The sequence below is a fragment of the Flavonifractor sp. An112 genome (genome assembly GCF_904377885.1).
GTDB classification, from domain to species: domain Bacteria; phylum Bacillota; class Clostridia; order Oscillospirales; family Oscillospiraceae; genus Flavonifractor; species Flavonifractor avicola.
In genome coordinates this window covers 1-13,514 of sequence record NZ_CAJFGT010000068.1, presented here as the reverse complement: position 1 = coordinate 13,514, position 13,514 = coordinate 1, and the positions used below count along the sequence as shown (strand labels likewise).

The following is a 13,514-nucleotide window of genomic DNA, read 5'->3' as shown; positions in this document are numbered from 1 at the left end:
AGTACTGCCCCGGCAATGATGGAGCCGCCCACAGTGGAAATCAGGAAGGGGCCCATATAGCCGTAGACCGCCACGCTCTGGCCCAAAATCAGGGTGGCAATAGGCCAGGCAGCCAGGCCGCCCAGAATGCCGGTGCCAAAGACCTCGCCCACACAGGTGGCACCCAGATTACGGGTGCCCCAATAGGTCAGGCCGCACACCAGAGCCCCCACCATGCTGCCGGGGAAGGCCAGCAGGGTGCCCAAGCCCAGCAGGTTACGCAAGAAACTGGCAGCAAAGGCACACGCCACACCATACCAGGGGCCCAGAAACACGGCGCACAGGATGTTGACCATGTGCTGCACCGGGGAGCACCGGGACCCCAGCACCGGGAAGGAAACCAGGCTGCCCACCACCGCCACGGCGGTGAGCAGGCTGGCGATGGCCAGCTTTTTGACGGCGGTCTGCTGCCTCACGCCTCTCCCCTCCCCTGTTGGAAGCCGCCCCCCGCCGGGACGGCGTAGTTGTGCCACAAGGGGCCGCTGCCCTGGCCCAGGTCCAGTCTGGCCTCCATGGCGGCGGTGATGTAGGCCTTGGCCTTCTGTACCGCACCGGGCAGCTCCTCACCCAGAGCCAGGAAGGAGGCGATGGCGGAGGACAGAGTACAGCCGGAGCCGTGGTTGTTGGGGTTGTCCACCCGGGGGGAACGGAACCAGTGGACCTGGCCCTTCTGCCACAGCAGATCGTCGGCGCTGTGGCTCAGATGGCCGCCCTTTACCAGCACCGCGCCCTCCATAGTTTTCCCGATGGTCTCAGCGGCCCGCAGCATATCCTCCTCCGTCTCAATGGCAAAGCCGCACAGCCGCTGGGCCTCGGGGATGTTGGGAGTGATGATGGCTGCCAGGGGGAAAAGCTCCTCCATCAGGGCTGTAAGGGCGCTGTCCTGCATCAGGGCGGAGCCGCTGGTGGACACCATCACCGGGTCCACCACGATGTTTTCCGCCCCATACTGCCGTAGCTTGGCGCCGATAACTTTGATGATGGGGGCGGAGGACACCATGCCGATCTTCACGGCCTGGGGCCGGATGTCCTCAAAGATGCAGTCCAGCTGCTCGCCCACAAACTCCGGGGTTGCCTCCAGCACATCCCGGACGCCGGTGGTATTCTGGGCGGTAAGGGCGGTGATGGCGCTCATACCGTACACCCCCAGGCAGGTCATGGTCTTGAGATCAGCCTGGATACCGGCGCCGCCGCTGGAGTCGCTGCCGGCGATGGTCAATACGCATTTCATTGCTGTTCCTTCTTTCTCTGGATGGATGGGCACGCAAAAGCGGCAGGTCCCGTTGGGACCTGCCGCTTCTCTGTACGTGAAATAAACTCCTCCGGACGGAGGAGACTCCGCACGGAAATAGTGCTGCGTCCCTACGTTGGCATTACCCAAATCAGGTCAGGTCGAGGGACTGTCCCCTCCTCTCAGCCTCCTCGCGGAAGCTCCCTTGCACGCAAGATTTTAACTTGTTTCGCCTTTTTTGTCAATCCTTAATGATTGAGCACCCGGACGCGGAACACGCCCTCCAGGGCGCGGATCTCGTCGGCCACCGCCTCGCTGATGCGGCTGCCCAGATCCACCACGGTGTAGGCATAGTCCTTCTTGGACTTGTTGGTCATGTTCTCCACGTTGACCCCGTCCCGGGACAGCAGGCCGGTGATGTTGGCGATGGCGCCGGGGATATTCCGGTGAATGATGCACAGCCGGGCCACACCGCTCCACTCCTGCACCAGGGTAGGCAGATTGACGGAGTTCTTGATGTTGCCGTTTTCCAGGTAATCCTTCAACTCCTGAGCGGCCATGACAGCGCAGTTCTCCTCGCTCTCTGGGGTAGAGGCGCCCAGGTGGGGGATGGCAATGACGTTCTTGCCCTGGAGGATCTTGTTGTTGGGGAAGTCGGTGACGTAAGCGGCCACCTTGCCGGAATCCAGAGCCGCCAGCATATCGTCGTCGTTGACCAGACCGCCGCGGGCCAGGTTGAGAATACGCACGCCGCCCTTCATCATATGGAAGGCGTCCTCATTGATCATACCCTTGGTCTCAGAGGTCTGAGGCACATGGAGGGTGATGTAATCGCAGTTTTTATAGATGGTCTCCAGATCCATGGCACGGTGGACCATCCGGGACAGGGACAGGGCTGCGTCCACGCTGAGGAAGGGATCATAGCCGAACACGGTCATGCCCAGTTTGGTGGCGATGTTGGCCACCTGCACGCCGATAGCGCCCAGGCCGATGACGCCCAGGGTCTTGCCGGCGATCTCAGGGCCCACAAACTGGCTCTTTCCCTTCTCCACCACCTTCTCTACGTCGGCTCCGGCACCAGCCTGGGCCTTGACCCACTCAGCACCGGCGGTGATCTTGCGAGAAGCCAGCAACAGGGCGCACAGGGCCAGCTCCTTCACCGCGTTGGCGTTGGCGCCGGGGGTGTTGAACACCACGATGCCCGCCTCGGAACAGCGGTCGATGGGAATATTGTTGGTACCGGCGCCCGCACGGGCAATGGCCCGCAGAGAGTCGGGGAACTGATACTCGTGCATATCGGCGGAGCGGACCAGAATGCCGTCCTCATTCTCCACGTCGTCGCTGACGGAGAAGCGGGTCTGATCCAGCACAGACAGGCCGGCAGGGGAAATTTTATTCAATGTTTTGATGCGAAACATGATGACATTACCTCCCGTCAGTTGTTCTTGTCAAAGGCCTTGATGAAGTCGCACAGCTTCTCCACACCCTCGGTGGGCATGGCGTTGTAAATGGAAGCGCGCATACCGCCTACGGAGCGGTGACCCTTCAGGTTGGTGAAGCCGGCCTCCACGCTCTCCTTGACAAACTTGGCGTCCAGCTCGTCATTGCCGGTGCGGAACACCACGTTCATGTCGGACCGGGAGCCAGGCTCCACAGCGCAGGTGAACAGCTTGGAGTTATCGATCACATCGTACAGCATCTGGGCCTTGGAGTGCTTGATGGCCTCCATGCCGGGGATGCCGCCCTTGGACTCCAGCCAGTCCAGCACCAGGCCCAGGATGTAGATGCACCAGCAGGGCGGGGTGTTGTACATGGAATCCTTGTCGATCATGGTCTTATAGTTCATCATCAGGGGGGTGTAGGGCAGCTCGTTGCCGGCCAGATCCTCCTTGATGATGACCACCGTCAGACCGGCGGGAGCCATGTTCTTCTGAGCACCGGCAAAGATAATGCCGTACTTGCTCACATCCACCGGACGGGACAGAATGTCAGAGGACATATCGCACACGATGGGCACCCCATTGGTCTCGGGGACATACTGCCACTCGGTGCCGTAGATGGTATTGTTGGCGCAGTAATAGAAATAGCTGGCCTCGGGGTCCAGCTTCAGCTGGTCCTGGGTGGGGATGTAAGTATGGTTCTTGTCGGCGGAGGAGGCGGCCAGATTGATCTCGCCGTACTTCTTGGCCTCCTTATAGGCAATGTTGGAGAAGTTGCCGGTGACAGCGTAGTCAGCCTTACCGGTTTTACCGATCAGGTTCAGGGGCGCCATGGAAAACTGGGAAGATGCGCCGCCCTGCAGGAACAGCACCTTATATCCCTCAGGCACGTTCATCAGCTTGCGGAACTTAGCCTGGGTGTCGTCAAAAATCTTCTGAAACACCTTGGAACGGTGACTCATCTCCATGACTGACATACCGGAACCCTGATAATTGGTGATTTCAGATCCGGCGCGCTCCAGTACTTCCAGCGGCAGCATGGACGGGCCCGCGGAGAAATTGTACACTCGCTCGTTACCCATGATAGATGGCCTCCTTGATTCCAAATTTCAAAATAAACTCCAAGATCGCGGTATTTCTGCAGCGATACAGTTGACCGCTTTATCTTGATAAAGCATATTATAGACATCAACCTGCTGCAATGTCAATACCGTGGAATCACCAAAACCAAGCAGTCTATTACAAAAACTTTGTGAAAGTTTCAACGAACCCTTTGCACTTCCAGTTGTTTTGTGGTACAATGCCCATGAACTGAGAGTTTAGTTTTCCCACGGAAGGGGAGAAGGCAATGCTGCTTTCCGACATCAAACAGATCCTGAATGCCACTGTATTGTGCGGCGAGGATCATCTGGACCGGGAGGTCATGTCCGCCTGCGGCAGCGATTTCATGAGCGATGTGCTTGCTTTTGTCAAGAATCAGGCTCTTTTGCTCACTGGTCTGGTCAATCCGCAGGTGGTCCGTACAGCAGACATGGTGGAGATGAAGTGCATCGTCTTTGTCCGGGGCAAGGTGCCGGGCAAGGATATCCTCAGTCTGGCCGAGGAACGGGACATCGTGGTCATGACCTGTCCTAAGCGGATGTACGAGGCCTGCGGCCTGCTTTACTACAATGGATTGCGAGGGAATTGCGATGGAAACGATTAGACTTGTGTACCCCGTGGAGGGCGGCGACCTCATTGAAGCCGGCGAGGCCTCCAGCAAAATGAAGCTGACCCTGAAGAAGCTGGGTCTGCCCCAGGACGTGATCCGCAGGGCCTCCATCTGTATGTACGAGGGCGAGATCAACATGGTCATCCACGCTGACGGCGGCCAGGCTGAAGTCGAGGTGGAGATGGACCAGATCGTGATCCGCATGATCGATTCCGGCCCCGGTATTCCCGATGTAGAGCAGGCTATGCAGGAGGGCTACTCCACCGCCGGTTCCACCGCCCGGGAGCTGGGCTTCGGCGCCGGTATGGGTCTGCCCAACATGAAGCGTTATTCCGATGAGATGACCATTGACACTGAGGTGGGCAAGGGCACCACCGTCACGGTCAAAATTAAGATCCCCCAGTGAATCATGTCTCTGGCGAAGGGAGGTAAGGCAGTGCCATGGCTATGAAGCATTCCGTGGTACTGGACAGCCGCCGTTGCCGGGGCTGTACCTCCTGCATCAAAGGCTGCCCCACCGAGGCCATTCGCGTCCGGGGCCGTAAGGCCACCATTTTGCCCGACCGCTGCATCGACTGCGGCGAGTGCATCCGCATCTGTCCCCACAAGGCCATCAAGTCGGTAGGCGACAGTCTGGATGTGCTGTCCCGGTATGAATACTGCGTTGCCCTGCCGGAGCCTGCCCTCTACGGGCAGTTTCACAATCTGGACAACATCGACATTGTGCTCAACGCGCTTTTAAAGATCGGCTTTCACAAGGTATATGAGGTAGCCAAGGCCGCCGAGATGCTCTCTGACTTTGAGCGTCAGTGTATCTGTGAAGGTCCGGCTTCTGTTACGCCGCTGATCTCCTCCTCCTGCCCCACGGTACTCCGGCTCATCCGGATGCGCTTTCCCAAGCTGATGGGTCATGTGGCCTGCACGATCCTGCCCATGGAGCTGGCAGCCATCCTGGCCCGGCGGGAGGCAGCCAAGGAGACCGGCTTGCCGCCGGAGCGGATCGGCGTCTTTGCCATCGTCCCCTGCTCCTCCAAGGTAACGGCCGCCCGGGAGTCCGAGGGCCTGAGCCACCCGGTGCTGGACGGCGCCTTTGCCATCCGGGATATCTACCTGCGGCTGCTCAGTCCCATGAAGCACCTGGAGACCGTAGAGCCCATGACCTCCGCCGGTATCATCGGAATGGGCTGGGCATCCTGCGGCGGCGAAAGCGCCGCCCGGCTGCGGGAGCGCTGTGTGGCGGTGGACGGCATCAACAATGTGATCCGGATGCTGGAGGAAATCGAGGACGGGCGCCTGCCGGAAGCCGATTTTCTGGAGCTGTCCGCCTGCACCCAGGGGTGCGTGGGGGGCTGCTTCACGGTGGAAAACCCCTACGCCGCCAAGATGCGCCTGAAAAGCCTGATGAAAGGCCAGCCCGTATCCCGGAACCGCTTCCGGTTCGAGGGCGCGGAGCGGGATATTGTCCGGCGGGACAAGGAATTACAGTACTTACCCACATTTGTTCTGGACCAGGACCTGGGGGCTGCCCTGAACAAGCAGCTGCGGATTCAGGAACTGGAATCCCACCTGCCTGGGCTCCACTGCGGGTCCTGCGGCGCCCCGTCCTGCCACGCCTTTGCTGAGGATGTGATCCTGGGCCGGGCTACGGTGGAGGATTGTATCTTCAAGGTGCGGGAGCGGATGCGCTCCATGGCAGGCAAGGACGAGGCGGACGACTATCTGCCGCCCCCCTTCCGCCGCCGTCAAACCGAACCCACCAAAAAGTAGGCCATTGGGCGCGTTGCAGAACAGATGCTCTGTAACGCGCCCTTTCGTTTTAGCAGACAGAGGAGGCATACCAGTATGACGGTACAGGAATTGATCCGGTTCATGGATCTGACGGTCTTTCACCTGGCTCAGCCGGAACGGCCGGTAACCGGCGGCTACGTGGGTGATTTGCTCAGCTGGGTTATGGGCCGTGCTGGTCAGGACTGCGCCTGGCTCACCATCATGTCCAACCAGAATGTGGCCGCGGTGGCGCTGATGGCAGATGTGGCCTGTGTGCTTCTGACCGAAGGGGTCCAGCCTGACGCCGATCTGCTCCGCCGTGCCCAGGAAAAAGAGGTCAACCTGTTGGGGGTGGGCCAGGATACCTTTGCCGCCGCCTGCCGCTTGGGGCAGCTGTTGGCCTAAGACCAGTCTAACCAGAAAGGGGGGAAATCTCTTTGCAGTTTTATTACGACCTTCATCTACATTCTTGTTTATCGCCCTGCGGCAGCGACGAGATGACCCCCGCCAATCTGGCCGCTATGTGCGCCCTGGCCGGGCTGGAGATTGTAGCCCTCACTGACCACAACAGCTGCGGCAACTGCGCCTCCTTCTGCCGGGCCGCCCAGTCTCACGGCCTCACCGCCCTGGCCGGCATGGAACTGTGCACCCAGGAGGAGATCCATGTGGTCTGTCTCTTCCCCGACCCGGAACGGGCGGAGGACTTTTCCAGTGAGATCGCCAAGCACCTCCCTCCGATCCGCAACAATCCCGACCGGTTTGGCAAACAGCTGCGGATGGACGACGGGGACGGCATTCTGGGTGTGGAGACCGCCTTCCTGGCTGGCAGCACCGATATTCCCCTCTATGAAGTTCCCCGCCTGGTATCCCACTGGGGCGGCACTGCCTTTCCTTCCCACATCGACCGCCCCTCTTTCTCCCTGCTGGGGGTACTGGGTCTTTGGGACCCGGACATGGGATTCTCCGCTGCCGAGCTGTCCCACCGCTGTCCCCCGGAGCTGGCACAAAGACCCGACCTGAAGGATCTTTTGCTGCTCACCAATTCCGACGCCCACTATCTGGATCAGGTGTGGGGTGCGGAGCATATGCTGGACCTCCCGGAGTGTACCCCTCAGGCCGTCATTCAGCGTCTGGCCTGCCGGGTCTGAACCTGGCCTCCGGACAACTTTCTTTACAAGAGCACTTTAATGTGCTATACTTTCCATAAAGTAACTACTGCCCTGTTGGCCCCATCCGTATTTTCTCCTCATCAGAAAAAGTACTGATGTAACAACAGGGCTATTTTTTACCTCCGCCCTTTTTGTGCAATACTTCAAATTGAACTATATGGTTTTGTATTTTTAACCATGGAAAGTCTTTACAAACGGCTTTTTTTCGCTATAATAGTGCCTTGAAAGTAAAACTAAACTAATTGTTTCAGAAAGGAAGGACGCACCTATGCCAAACTGCAAGACTGTGGTCCCCTACCGTGGGACACCTGAGCAGGAAGAACGCCTGCGGAAGGTCATCGCCGAGCACAAGGGACAGCCAGGCGCTACTATGCCTGTTCTCCAGGCCGCCCAGGAAATCTTCGGCTATCTGCCGGAAGAAGTACAGATCATTGTGGCGGAAGGTCTGGAGATTCCGCTGTCCGAAGTGTACGGGGTGGCCTCTTTTTATGCTCAGTTCACCCTGAATCCCAAGGGAAAATATCAGATCTCGGTCTGTCTGGGCACCGCCTGTTACGTCAAGGGTGCCGCCGCTATTTTGAACGCTGTGGAGCAGAAACTGGGCATCGTCCCCGGCTCCATCACCGCCGACGGCAAGTTCTCTCTGGACTCCTGCCGCTGCGTGGGCGCCTGCGGTCTGGCCCCGGTGATGATGATCAACAACGACGTGTACGGCCGTCTCACCCCCGATCAGGTAGGCCCCATTCTGGATATGTATAAGTAAAGAAGCGCGAGACGTGCGGAACAGCCGCACAGCGTGTCGGTCAGGCCACGGAGGTAATGAACGTGAAAGAAATTGCGCTGCATATTCTGGATATTGCCCAGAACTCCATTTCCGCCAAGGCCTCTCTGGTAGAGCTTACTCTGTCAGAAACGCCTGAGTCCATTACCTTCACCATTGTGGACAACGGCAAGGGCATGAGTCCGGAGCTGCTGGCCCAGGTCAGCGATCCCTTCACCACCACCCGCACCACCAGAAAGATGGGATTGGGAATCCCGTTGCTTCGTATGGCGGTGGAACAGACCGGCGGCAGCCTGACCATTGACAGCACGGAGGGCGTGGGGACCACGGTCACCGCTCTTTTCCGCCCCACGCATATCGACTGTCCGCCGGTAGGCGACATAGCCGGTACCATCACCCTCCTGCTCCAGGGCGCGCCCCAGCTGGAGCTGCACTATACTCACACCATTGACAACAACTGTTTCCAGCTGACCACAGAAGAGCTGCGGGCTCAGCTGGGCCCTGAGATCTCCCTGGCGGAACCGGAGGTCATCCTCTGGATCAGGGATTATCTCCAGGAACAAGAAATGCTGTTACGAGAAAATAAGGGGATGAAAGCATGAAAACACTTGCAGAACTGCAGGCCATCCGGGATCGGATGCGCAGCCAGATCGATCTGCGGGACGCCGGAGACGACCGCATCCGCGTTGTAGTGGGTATGGCTACCTGCGGCATTGCCGCCGGCGCCCGCCCTGTCCTCAACGCTTTGCTGGAGGAAGTGAACAAGCGGGACCTGAAAAATGTAACGGTGTCCCAGACCGGCTGCATCGGCGTCTGCCGTCTGGAGCCCATCGTGGAGGTCTATGTGCCTGGTCAGGAAAAGGTCACCTATGTGAAGATGACTCCCGACAAAGTAGCCTCCATTGTTAGTGAGCATCTGGTCAACGGCCATGTGGTGGAAGACTACACCATCGGCGCAGCTGAGTAAGGGAGGGTGAAGAGATGAGTTTTATCCGTTCCCACATTCTGGTCTGTACCGGCACCGGTTGCTCCTCCTCCAACAGCCAGAAGATCATTGAGGAATTTGAAAAGCAGCTTGTGGCACAGGGTATGGAAAAAGAGGCCAAAGTGGTCCGCACCGGCTGCTTCGGCCTGTGCGCCCTGGGTCCTATCGTCACCATCTACCCCGAGGGTGCCTGCTATACCCACGTCACTGTAGACGACGTGGAGGAGATTGTCTCCGAGCATATCGTCAAGGGTCGTATTGTCAAGCGTCTGCTCAATAAGAACGCCAGCGAGGAGGGCGCTGTCACCTCTCTGACTGAGACCCAGTTCTACAAGCACCAGCAGCGCATCGCCCTGCGCAACTGCGGCGTCATCAACCCGGAGAGCATCGACGAGTACATCGGCGTGGACGGCTACGCCGCCCTGGGCAAGATCCTCACCGAACAGATCCCGCCCCAGCAGGTCATCGACACCGTATTGGCCTCCGGCCTCCGTGGCCGCGGCGGCGCCGGCTTCCCCACTGGCCTGAAGTGGCAGTTCACCGCCAACGCAGTAAGCCCCGACGGCGTGAAATACGTCTGCTGTAACGCTGACGAGGGTGACCCCGGCGCCTTTATGGACCGCTCCGTGCTGGAGGGCGATCCCCATACCATCATTGAGGCCATGACCATCGCCGGCTACGCAGTGGGCGCTCACCAGGGCTACATCTATGTCCGGGCCGAGTACCCCATCGCCGTCAAGCGGCTGGAGACCGCCATCGGTCAGGCCAAGGAGTACGGCCTGCTGGGCAAGAATATCTTTGATTCCGGCTTTGACTTCGACCTGGAGCTGCGGCTGGGCGCCGGCGCTTTCGTCTGCGGCGAGGAGACTGCTCTCATGCGCTCCATCGAGGGTCACCGGGGCGAGCCCAAGACCCGTCCCCCCTTCCCCGCTGTAAAGGGTCTGTTTGACCGGCCCACCCTGCTCAACAACGTGGAAACCTACGCCAACATCACCTGGATCTTCAACCACGGCGCCGAGGCCTTCGCCGCTATCGGCACCGAGAAGAGCAAGGGCACCAAGGTCTTTGCTCTGGGCGGCAAGATCACCAACACCGGCCTGGTGGAGGTCCCCATGGGCACCACCCTGCGTACCGTGGTGGAGGACATCGGCGGCGGCGTACCCGGCGGCAAGAAGTTCAAGGCCGCCCAGACCGGCGGCCCTTCCGGCGGCTGTATCCCCGCCTCCCTCATCGATACCCCCATCGACTACGAATCCCTGGCCTCCATCGGCTCCATGATGGGTTCCGGCGGCCTCATCGTTATGGATGAGGACAACTGCATGGTGGACATCGCCAAGTTCTATCTGGAGTTCATCGTGGACGAGTCCTGCGGCAAGTGCGCCCCCTGCCGGATCGGCACCAAACGTCTGCTGGGCCTGCTGACCAAGATCACCGAGGGCAACGGCGAGCCGGAGGATCTGGACACCATTGAGGAGCTGTGCAACCACATCAAGCAGTCCGCTCTGTGCGGCCTGGGCCAGACCGCCCCCAACCCGGTGCTCTCCACCCTGAAGCATTTCCGGGAGGAGTACGAGGCCCACATCTATGAGAAGCGCTGCCCCGCCGGCGTATGTAAAGCCCTGATCCAGTATGTGGTGGATCCTGCCAAGTGTAAGGGCTGTACCCGCTGTGCCCAGGGCTGTCCCACTGGCGCCATCTCCGGCGCGGTGCGGGCCCCCCATATCATCAACCAGTCCAAGTGCATCAAGTGCGGCGCCTGTATGGATCACTGCCGCTTTGGCGCCATCAGCAAGCAGTAAGGGAGGGAACGGACATGGACGAAAAGATGGTATCTCTGCGCATCAACGATATTCCCGTCACCGTTCCCGCTGGGACCACGGTGCTGGAGGCTGCTCGCTCCGCGGGCTTCAACATTCCTTCTCTGTGCTTTCTGAAGGACATCAACGAGATCGGTGCCTGCCGCATCTGCGTGGTGGAGGTTAAGGGCGCCAAGAGTCTGGTGGCCTCCTGCGTCTACCCCGTGGCCGAAGGTATGGAGGTATACACCAATACAGAGCGGGTCCGCAAATCCCGCCAGCTCACCCTGGAACTGATCCTCTCCAACCACCGTATGGACTGCCTCACCTGTCCCCGCAACAGCCAGTGTGAGCTGCGTCAGCTGGCCAGTGACCTGGGTATTGATGCCGTGCGTTACGCCAGCGACAATATGTATCCTCAGATTGAAGATTCTGCCCCTCATCTGGTGCGGGACAACTCCAAGTGTGTCCTCTGCCGCCGTTGCACCGCCGTGTGCCGTGCCACCCAGGAGGTGGGCGTCATCGGCCCCAACGACCGTGGCTTTGCCACTCACATTGGCTGCGCCTTTGACCGGGATCTGAACGAAGTGGACTGCGTGTCCTGCGGCCAGTGCATCGTAGCCTGCCCCACCGGCGCTCTGTCTGAGAAGGACGACACTGCTCAGGTGTTAGCCGCCCTGGCTGATCCCACCAAGCACGTTGTGGTGGGTCCCGCCCCCTCCATCCGCGTCACCCTAGGCGAGTGCTTCGGCCTGCCCATCGGCACCAACGTGCAGGGCAAGATGGTCACCGCCCTGCGCCGTCTGGGCTTTGACAAGGTATTCGACGTGGATACCGCTGCCGACTTCACCATCATGGAAGAGGGCACCGAGTTCCTCCACCGGCTGCGCGGCGACGGAGTACTCCCCCTCATCACCTCCTGCTCCCCCGGTTGGATCCGGTATATGGAGCAGCACGCCCCTGAGATGATCCGCAACGTATCCACCTGCCGCTCTCCCCAGCAGATGTTCGGCGCACTGGTCAAGACCTACTACGCCGAGCAGGCAGGCATCGATCCCCACGATATCTTCGTGGTATCTGTCATGCCCTGTACCGCCAAGAAGTACGAGGTCCGCCGTGAGGAACAGCGGCTGCCCAATGGCTGTATGCCGGTGGACGTGTCTCTCACCACCCGTGAGCTTGGCCGCATGATCACCCAGGCCGGAATGCTTTTCGATCACCTGCCTGACGGTGAGTTTGATGAGATGCTGGGCATCTCCACCGGTGCCGCCACTATCTTCGGCGCCTCTGGCGGTGTTATGGAGGCTGCTCTCCGCACTGTGGTGGAGGAACTGACCGGCGACGGTATGGCTCCCCTGGAGTACCACGAGGTCCGTGGTATGGAGGGCGTCAAGGAGGCCAGCTACGAGCTTCCCGGCCGCACCGTCCGTGTATGCGTGGCCTCCGGCCTTCACAACGTGAAGCTGGTGCTGGACGGTATTAAGGACGGCACCCTGCATTACGACTTTGTGGAGTTCATGGCTTGCCCCGGCGGCTGCATCAACGGTGGCGGACAACCCATCCAGCACGCTGACGTACGCAACTTTACCGATATCAAGGCCCTGCGTGCCGCAGCGCTTTACAAGCAGGATCAGGATATGGAGTACCGCCGCAGCCACAAGAATCCGGTGGTTCAGACCGTCTATCACAGCTATCTGGGCGAGCCCGGCAGCCCCTTGGCCCACGCCCTGCTCCACTGCTCCTACATTAAGCAGAAGCGCTATCGGGTATAACACAAAAAGCGGCCAGTCCCTTCGGGGACTGGCCGTTTTCTCATTTGGAGCGGGTCAGCCTGATGCAGGTCAGGCAGTAGGTGATCTGGAGCACTCCGAACACCACCAGCATCACAGCTAATAGTCCCATTGTTTTTTTCAGATTATAAAAATCCTTCAGCAATAACCCCTGCATCGGTTTCTTCTCCTTTCCAAACGCACGGTCCGCTACCGCTACAAATTGCGGCCCCGGATGTGAAACAGCACCGGCCATTCCTGACCGCGCCATTCACCCCAACAACGTTCATCTGCCTGTTCACAGATGCGCAAGATCTTCGCACGTAGCAACTCCCGCGATTGCGGATCAGCAGGGTCTAGTCCGTAGTCCTGTGCGTGTTTGCCGATCTTTTTGCCTACCTGTTTGTCATCCATATGTAGCGGATGAGGCTCATAGCGTTCCCCGGTTTCTGGGTTAATTGGATACAGTCGATCTTGTATCTTCATTGTATCATCAGCTGAGCTACGTGTCCACAGTTTGGTGTGTACATTCTGCCGCTTCCCATCTCCCGGGTCGTACTCCACCACGCAGCGGCAAAAATCATGCCGCCGGTAAACGTCCCGGGGCACATCTGGGTAGGTGTAGGTGCCCGCCAGCCTGGCACACCATTCACAGCAGTGGCTTTCCGCCCTGCGAATGATCCTGGGGGTCAGCCCGGCCTCGCCCTGGAACTCGGCGTTGCGGCGGACGCTCTCATCCACCACGGACCGGGAGAACAGAATCACCGGCTCCCCCAGCAGCCAGGCCACCGCCTCATATTGCTCCGCCGCCGCCAGCCGGTTCAGGA

General features: G+C 59.6%; 16 protein-coding genes and 1 riboswitch. Of the genes, 10 read left to right on the top strand and 6 right to left on the bottom strand.

The features are described 5' to 3' along the window. The 4 genes from thiW to serC all read right to left on the bottom strand — a co-directional run. Nucleotides 1-455 (bottom strand): energy coupling factor transporter S component ThiW (thiW, locus tag IHN22_RS10225; RefSeq protein WP_191435144.1); only part of this gene is annotated, 455 nt, incomplete at its 3' end. Further along, the gene (gene thiD / locus IHN22_RS10220; protein ID WP_191435142.1) at nucleotides 452-1,270 is read right to left on the bottom strand and encodes a bifunctional hydroxymethylpyrimidine kinase/phosphomethylpyrimidine kinase; all 819 of its coding nucleotides are present in this window, start codon (nucleotides 1,268-1,270) and stop codon (nucleotides 452-454) included. The genes thiD and thiW, both read right to left, overlap by 4 nt. Before the next feature lie 110 nt (nucleotides 1,271-1,380). Further along, nucleotides 1,381-1,487, bottom strand: a riboswitch (TPP riboswitch). Nucleotides 1,488-1,518: 31 nt separating this feature from the next. Beyond that, nucleotides 1,519-2,688: a phosphoglycerate dehydrogenase gene (locus IHN22_RS10215; protein ID WP_087187451.1), complete on the bottom strand. Its 1,170-nt coding sequence runs from the start codon at nucleotides 2,686-2,688 to the stop codon at nucleotides 1,519-1,521. Between the two features lie 17 nt (nucleotides 2,689-2,705). Further along, nucleotides 2,706-3,791, bottom strand: coding sequence for a 3-phosphoserine/phosphohydroxythreonine transaminase (gene serC, locus IHN22_RS10210; protein WP_087330787.1), 1,086 nt, complete (start codon nucleotides 3,789-3,791; stop codon nucleotides 2,706-2,708). Nucleotides 3,792-4,057: 266 nt separating this feature from the next. On the opposite strand from serC, the gene IHN22_RS10205 reads away from it, so the two are divergent. The 10 genes from IHN22_RS10205 (at nucleotide 4,058) to IHN22_RS10160 (ending at nucleotide 12,690) form a co-directional block, all read left to right on the top strand. After that, the gene (locus tag IHN22_RS10205; RefSeq protein ID WP_087330784.1) at nucleotides 4,058-4,414 is read left to right on the top strand and encodes a DRTGG domain-containing protein; all 357 of its coding nucleotides are present in this window, start codon (nucleotides 4,058-4,060) and stop codon (nucleotides 4,412-4,414) included. Further along, nucleotides 4,401-4,826, top strand: coding sequence for an ATP-binding protein (locus IHN22_RS10200; RefSeq protein WP_087330782.1), 426 nt, complete (start codon nucleotides 4,401-4,403; stop codon nucleotides 4,824-4,826). The genes IHN22_RS10205 and IHN22_RS10200 overlap by 14 nt, the downstream gene beginning before the upstream one ends. Nucleotides 4,827-4,861: 35 nt before the next feature. Further along, nucleotides 4,862-6,187, top strand: a complete 1,326-nt coding sequence (locus IHN22_RS10195; RefSeq protein ID WP_191435140.1) for a [Fe-Fe] hydrogenase large subunit C-terminal domain-containing protein — start codon at nucleotides 4,862-4,864, stop codon at nucleotides 6,185-6,187. 75 nt (nucleotides 6,188-6,262) lie between these two features. Next, nucleotides 6,263-6,592 (top strand): DRTGG domain-containing protein, encoded by a 330-nt coding sequence (locus IHN22_RS10190; RefSeq protein ID WP_191435138.1) that lies wholly within the window; start codon nucleotides 6,263-6,265, stop codon nucleotides 6,590-6,592. A 32-nt stretch (nucleotides 6,593-6,624) separates the two neighbouring features. Continuing rightward, complete coding sequence (locus tag IHN22_RS10185; protein WP_087266399.1) at nucleotides 6,625-7,335, top strand: PHP domain-containing protein; 711 nt, start codon at nucleotides 6,625-6,627, stop codon at nucleotides 7,333-7,335. 289 nt (nucleotides 7,336-7,624) lie between these two features. After that, nucleotides 7,625-8,119 carry an NADH-quinone oxidoreductase subunit NuoE gene (gene nuoE / locus IHN22_RS10180; RefSeq protein WP_087187457.1) on the top strand — a complete coding sequence of 165 codons (495 nt, stop codon included), beginning with the start codon at nucleotides 7,625-7,627 and terminating at the stop codon, nucleotides 8,117-8,119. 62 nt (nucleotides 8,120-8,181) lie between these two features. Next, nucleotides 8,182-8,739, top strand: a complete 558-nt coding sequence (locus IHN22_RS10175) for an ATP-binding protein (RefSeq protein ID WP_087187468.1) — start codon at nucleotides 8,182-8,184, stop codon at nucleotides 8,737-8,739. Continuing rightward, nucleotides 8,736-9,104 carry a (2Fe-2S) ferredoxin domain-containing protein gene (locus IHN22_RS10170; RefSeq protein WP_087187458.1) on the top strand — a complete coding sequence of 123 codons (369 nt, stop codon included), beginning with the start codon at nucleotides 8,736-8,738 and terminating at the stop codon, nucleotides 9,102-9,104. The genes IHN22_RS10175 and IHN22_RS10170 overlap by 4 nt, the downstream gene beginning before the upstream one ends. A gap of 14 nt (nucleotides 9,105-9,118) precedes the next feature. After that, nucleotides 9,119-10,921, top strand: coding sequence for an NADH-quinone oxidoreductase subunit NuoF (locus IHN22_RS10165; RefSeq protein ID WP_087187459.1), 1,803 nt, complete (start codon nucleotides 9,119-9,121; stop codon nucleotides 10,919-10,921). A 14-nt stretch (nucleotides 10,922-10,935) separates the two neighbouring features. After that, nucleotides 10,936-12,690 carry an NADH-dependent [FeFe] hydrogenase, group A6 gene (locus IHN22_RS10160; protein ID WP_191435136.1) on the top strand — a complete coding sequence of 585 codons (1,755 nt, stop codon included), beginning with the start codon at nucleotides 10,936-10,938 and terminating at the stop codon, nucleotides 12,688-12,690. 40 nt (nucleotides 12,691-12,730) lie between these two features. On the opposite strand, the gene IHN22_RS12830 is transcribed toward IHN22_RS10160, so the two are convergent. Together IHN22_RS12830 and IHN22_RS10155 are read right to left on the bottom strand one after the other, a co-directional pair. Next, complete coding sequence (locus tag IHN22_RS12830) at nucleotides 12,731-12,865, bottom strand: hypothetical protein (RefSeq protein WP_300986342.1); 135 nt, start codon at nucleotides 12,863-12,865, stop codon at nucleotides 12,731-12,733. A 38-nt stretch (nucleotides 12,866-12,903) separates the two neighbouring features. Beyond that, nucleotides 12,904-13,514 (bottom strand): hypothetical protein (locus IHN22_RS10155; RefSeq protein WP_365814096.1); only part of this gene is annotated, 611 nt, incomplete at its 5' end.

Bases quoted from the DNA above. Each gene is read 5' to 3' on its own strand.
- thiD (WP_191435142.1), bottom strand. From the start codon at position 1,270: ATGAAATGCGTATTGACCATCGCCGGCAGCGACTCCAGCGGCGGCGCC.
- IHN22_RS10215 (WP_087187451.1), bottom strand. From the start codon at position 2,688: ATGTTTCGCATCAAAACATTGAATAAAATTTCCCCTGCCGGCCTGTCT.
- serC (WP_087330787.1), bottom strand. From the start codon at position 3,791: ATGGGTAACGAGCGAGTGTACAATTTCTCCGCGGGCCCGTCCATGCTG.
- IHN22_RS10205 (WP_087330784.1), top strand. From the start codon at position 4,058: ATGCTGCTTTCCGACATCAAACAGATCCTGAATGCCACTGTATTGTGC.
- IHN22_RS10200 (WP_087330782.1), top strand. From the start codon at position 4,401: ATGGAAACGATTAGACTTGTGTACCCCGTGGAGGGCGGCGACCTCATT.
- IHN22_RS10195 (WP_191435140.1), top strand. From the start codon at position 4,862: ATGGCTATGAAGCATTCCGTGGTACTGGACAGCCGCCGTTGCCGGGGC.
- IHN22_RS10190 (WP_191435138.1), top strand. From the start codon at position 6,263: ATGACGGTACAGGAATTGATCCGGTTCATGGATCTGACGGTCTTTCAC.
- nuoE (WP_087187457.1), top strand. From the start codon at position 7,625: ATGCCAAACTGCAAGACTGTGGTCCCCTACCGTGGGACACCTGAGCAG.
- IHN22_RS10170 (WP_087187458.1), top strand. From the start codon at position 8,736: ATGAAAACACTTGCAGAACTGCAGGCCATCCGGGATCGGATGCGCAGC.
- IHN22_RS10165 (WP_087187459.1), top strand. From the start codon at position 9,119: ATGAGTTTTATCCGTTCCCACATTCTGGTCTGTACCGGCACCGGTTGC.
- IHN22_RS10160 (WP_191435136.1), top strand. From the start codon at position 10,936: ATGGACGAAAAGATGGTATCTCTGCGCATCAACGATATTCCCGTCACC.
- IHN22_RS12830 (WP_300986342.1), bottom strand. From the start codon at position 12,865: ATGCAGGGGTTATTGCTGAAGGATTTTTATAATCTGAAAAAAACAATG.